The organism is Arsenophonus endosymbiont of Bemisia tabaci Q2, assembly GCF_902713415.1.
In the GTDB taxonomy this organism is placed as follows: domain Bacteria; phylum Pseudomonadota; class Gammaproteobacteria; order Enterobacterales; family Enterobacteriaceae; genus Arsenophonus.
This window is the reverse complement of record NZ_CACTIE010000093.1, coordinates 1-3,448: the sequence shown is the minus strand read 5'-3', so window position 1 is coordinate 3,448 and position 3,448 is coordinate 1. Positions and strand designations below refer to the sequence as shown.

Sequence of the window (3,448 nt, the reverse complement as noted above, 5' to 3'; positions counted from 1 at the left end):
CCATTACACTGGTGGTCGAATTTGGTTGCTAAATGGTGATTTACCCAAAGGTTCCGTCCAATTTTGGTTGCTAACAGGAAAAGAGGGACTCCCTATTGGTGAATAGCAAGCGGAAACGATTTAGTTAATTATAGCAAAATCACCAACGGATATGTGTTCGCGGCGATGGATTGCCAGTCAAGATGAGGGGCTATTTAAACTAGTTGGACGCGGTATTCAACTGGCAGAGTTTTATCGTTCGCACCCTTATTGCGGTTATTGCGGTTATTGCGGCAACAACATGACAGCCAGTTTAACCAAATGGGCATGTTTTTGTAGTCATTGTCATAAGCGCTATTATCCACAAATTGCGCCCTCTATTATTGTTGCTATTCGGCGTGCTGATCATATCTTATTGGCTCAACATCGGCGTCATAAAAAAGCCAATATTTACTGTATTAGCAGGATTTGTTGAACTAGGTGAGACTATTGAAGAAGCGGTGAAAAGAGAAGTAAAAGAAGAGACTAATATTATCATTAGTAACATTCGTTATATTGCTTCACAGCCATGCCCTTTTCCTCATTCATTAATGATCGGTTTTTTGGCTGATTATGCCAGTGGTGAAATCCAGAGTAATCCTGATGAGTTAATTAGTGCGGACTGGTATCATCATGATATAGCTAAGCGACTTCATTTTGATTACACCATATTGTGAGTGCGAACAAAATATCTGTGTCGCATCCGAGCGCTCTTTTTTTGCATTTAGCTTGTGCCCATTTATGTTCAATTGGATTAAGATCTAGCGAATAGGTAGGCAAATATTCCACCATATGCCCCGCATCGATGATGACTTGTTGAATACTCTGTTTCTTGTGAAAAGTTGCATTATCCATCATGATTACACTGTTTTTAGGAAGTACTGGGATAAAGACTTGGGTGACCCATGCATAGAAAACATCGCTGTTAATATTGATATCAAATAATCCGATAGCAAACAGCGTTGTGCCCAATAAAGGCCCGATAACATTTGTTCTTCCTTTAGCTCCCCAGTTCTTGAGACCAACACACCGTTGACCTTTCAGAGAATAGCCGTGAGTCCGCGGGCTATCGTGTGAAAAAGCACTTTCATCAATAAAAACAATATGCTTGCCTTCTTTTTCATACTGTTATTTTTTTGTTGAAACGTTTTTCGAGTGTTTTCGTCGGCTGTCGGATGACATAGAGTTTTTTTATAGGTCAATCCCATTTTTTTAAGAGCTTGCCAAATGGCCTTCTGACAAACGCCAAAACGCTCTGCACGCTCTTTTTGGTAAGCATCTGAATATTGTTCAACATCTTTTATCAACTCGGATTTATCGATTTTTCGCTGACGCGTAGTCGATGCTTTTGGCTTTATTTGATTAATCCAACGCGATACAGATGCAGAGCCAATGCGAAATTGCTTCGCTATTTCTCGGATACTCAACCCTTCTTCTTCCATCGTAAATATCACTTTACGTCTAAATTCAATTGAATAGCTCATATAAATAATGTCATCAAAATTAAGTCGCTTAGCTATAGGTAAAGCTGTAACGATTATTCTCATCTCATTCATACAGGATACCGGCATTCCAGCCATATTGATAGAACGTGAGATATTTAAAAGGGAAACGTGCGATAAATGTAGATCTACCTGGGACAAACTGGATCTATCTGGGACGGGTCAAGATAATGAAGTTTGACATAGTGAAACAGAAATCAGTACTCAAATCCTCTGTTGTTGCAATAATCTCCTCGCCTGAATTACAATCCACCTCTCAATCACTATGACTACCACTGTTGGAGACTGCTATGTTTTGTATGCAAAAAAGAACAATCAAAGTATGTGGTGGCGCGTTATAGCTGGGCGACTTTAAAATGATTACAAGTAATTACTCTATATTAGTAAATTTATATTGCAGAAAAACATATATTTTGTAATCAAAATTAAGACGCTTAGCTATAACTCCTTTTTGTCTTTGACAAATTGACTTTCTGTCGATAACATTCAGTGCTCATCTAATGTTATTCGTCAATATTTCAGTCGGTAGAACGGCGGGCTGTTAATGCGTATGTCACTGGTTCGAGTCCAGTTGGAGGAGCCAAACAATCTTAACTTATACTTTTGTTATTACTTTAAAAACTTATTAGTTTGATACAGGTTAATCTGCTATTTAATATAGCTATTTTGCTTTTTTCACTTTATCATCTCTGGTTAACATACTCACAACTCATCTTTTTCATTATCTACTTTTAGGATGGAGTCAATTTAATGACCCAAATCACGACAACTATTAAAATTCGCTGCCCAGACGACTGGCATGTTCATTTTAGAGATGATGATATATTAAAACTTGTTGTGCCTTATACTAGCCGATTTTTTGGTCGAGCTATTGTTATGCCAAACTTGGTACCGCCAATTACTGATATTGATCAAGCAAAATCTTATCGAGAAAGGATCCTTGACGCGACCCCTGCAGAACATTCATTTACACCATTAATGACCTGCTACCTAACCGATTCCACTGACGCCAAAATAGTAGAAGAAGGCTTCAATCAGGAGATATTTACTGCCTGTAAACTTTACCCAGCCAACGCAACAACTAATTCTAAATATGGGGTATCAAAGATAGCCAATGTTTATCCCGTTTTTGCCAAAATGGAAAAAATAGGTATGCCACTATTAGTTCACGGTGAAGTCACAAACAGTGATATTGATATTTTTGATCGCGAAGCCTATTTTATTGATCAAACGATGGAGCCTATTAGAAAAGATTTCCCCAGACTAAAAATTGTGTTTGAACACATTACCACTAAAGAAGCCGTTCAATATGTACTGGCTGGTAATGAAAAGCTGGCTGCGACCATCACACCACAACATTTAATGTTTAACAGAAATCATATGTTAGTTGGTAGCATCAAACCTCATTTATATTGTCTACCTGTTCTAAAGCGCGACATCCATCAAAAAGCATTACGTGAAGCAATAACAACAGGTTGTCAACGCTTTTTCCTTGGCACAGATACTGCACCCCATACACAAAATAGAAAAAAGTCTGCCTGTGGTTGTGCCGGTGTTTTTAATGCACCTACTGCCCTTGCAGCTTATGCTACCGTTTTTGATGAAATGAATGCGATGGAAAACTTTGAAGCGTTTTGTTCATTAAACGGCGCTAAATTTTATGGCTTACCTGTTAATAAAGGGTTTATTGAACTTAAACGTAAAAAAGTAATTATCCCTGACAAAATTTCCCAAGGTGAAAATCATTTAATTCCTTTTTTAGCAAATGAAGATGCTAATTGGGAAATCAATGTACTATAATTCTCTACTATAAAGTTACCATGGCAATGGTTGATAAATTAATAATATCAACCACGGCCATCTTTTATCATATGATTTGTGCTTAAAAAAACAGCTATTTCATTAAAAATATAGCTAAGCGTCTTAAT

3 protein-coding genes and 1 pseudogene are annotated in these 3,448 nt (G+C 37.4%); 2 read left to right on the top strand and 2 right to left on the bottom strand.

Translation table 11 applies throughout. From position 1 onward, the window contains the following. Positions 1 to 19: 19 nt before the first annotated feature. Positions 20 to 695, top strand: a pseudogene (gene nudC / locus ARSQ2_RS05185) (NAD(+) diphosphatase). Here nudC and ARSQ2_RS05180 read toward each other — a convergent pair. Both ARSQ2_RS05180 and ARSQ2_RS05175 read right to left on the bottom strand, forming a co-directional pair. Further along, on the bottom strand, positions 661 to 1,062 hold the full coding sequence (locus tag ARSQ2_RS05180; protein WP_238334325.1) for a transposase: 402 nt from the start codon (positions 1,060 to 1,062) through the stop codon (positions 661 to 663). The pseudogene nudC and the gene ARSQ2_RS05180 overlap by 35 nt on opposite strands. Continuing rightward, entirely contained in the window at positions 1,059 to 1,502 is a 444-nt protein-coding gene (locus ARSQ2_RS05175; protein WP_181994598.1) for an IS630 transposase-related protein, read from the bottom strand. Before ARSQ2_RS05175 ends, ARSQ2_RS05180 begins: the two co-directional genes overlap by 4 nt. Positions 1,503 to 2,270: 768 nt before the next feature. On the opposite strand from ARSQ2_RS05175, the gene pyrC reads away from it, so the two are divergent. Continuing rightward, positions 2,271 to 3,320, top strand: a complete 1,050-nt coding sequence (gene pyrC, locus ARSQ2_RS05170) for a dihydroorotase (RefSeq protein WP_181994597.1) — start codon at positions 2,271 to 2,273, stop codon at positions 3,318 to 3,320. Positions 3,321 to 3,448: the final 128 nt, after the last annotated feature.

Bases quoted from the DNA above. Each gene is read 5' to 3' on its own strand.
- pyrC (WP_181994597.1), top strand. From the start codon at position 2,271: ATGACCCAAATCACGACAACTATTAAAATTCGCTGCCCAGACGACTGG.
- ARSQ2_RS05175 (WP_181994598.1), bottom strand. From the start codon at position 1,502: ATGAGCTATTCAATTGAATTTAGACGTAAAGTGATATTTACGATGGAA.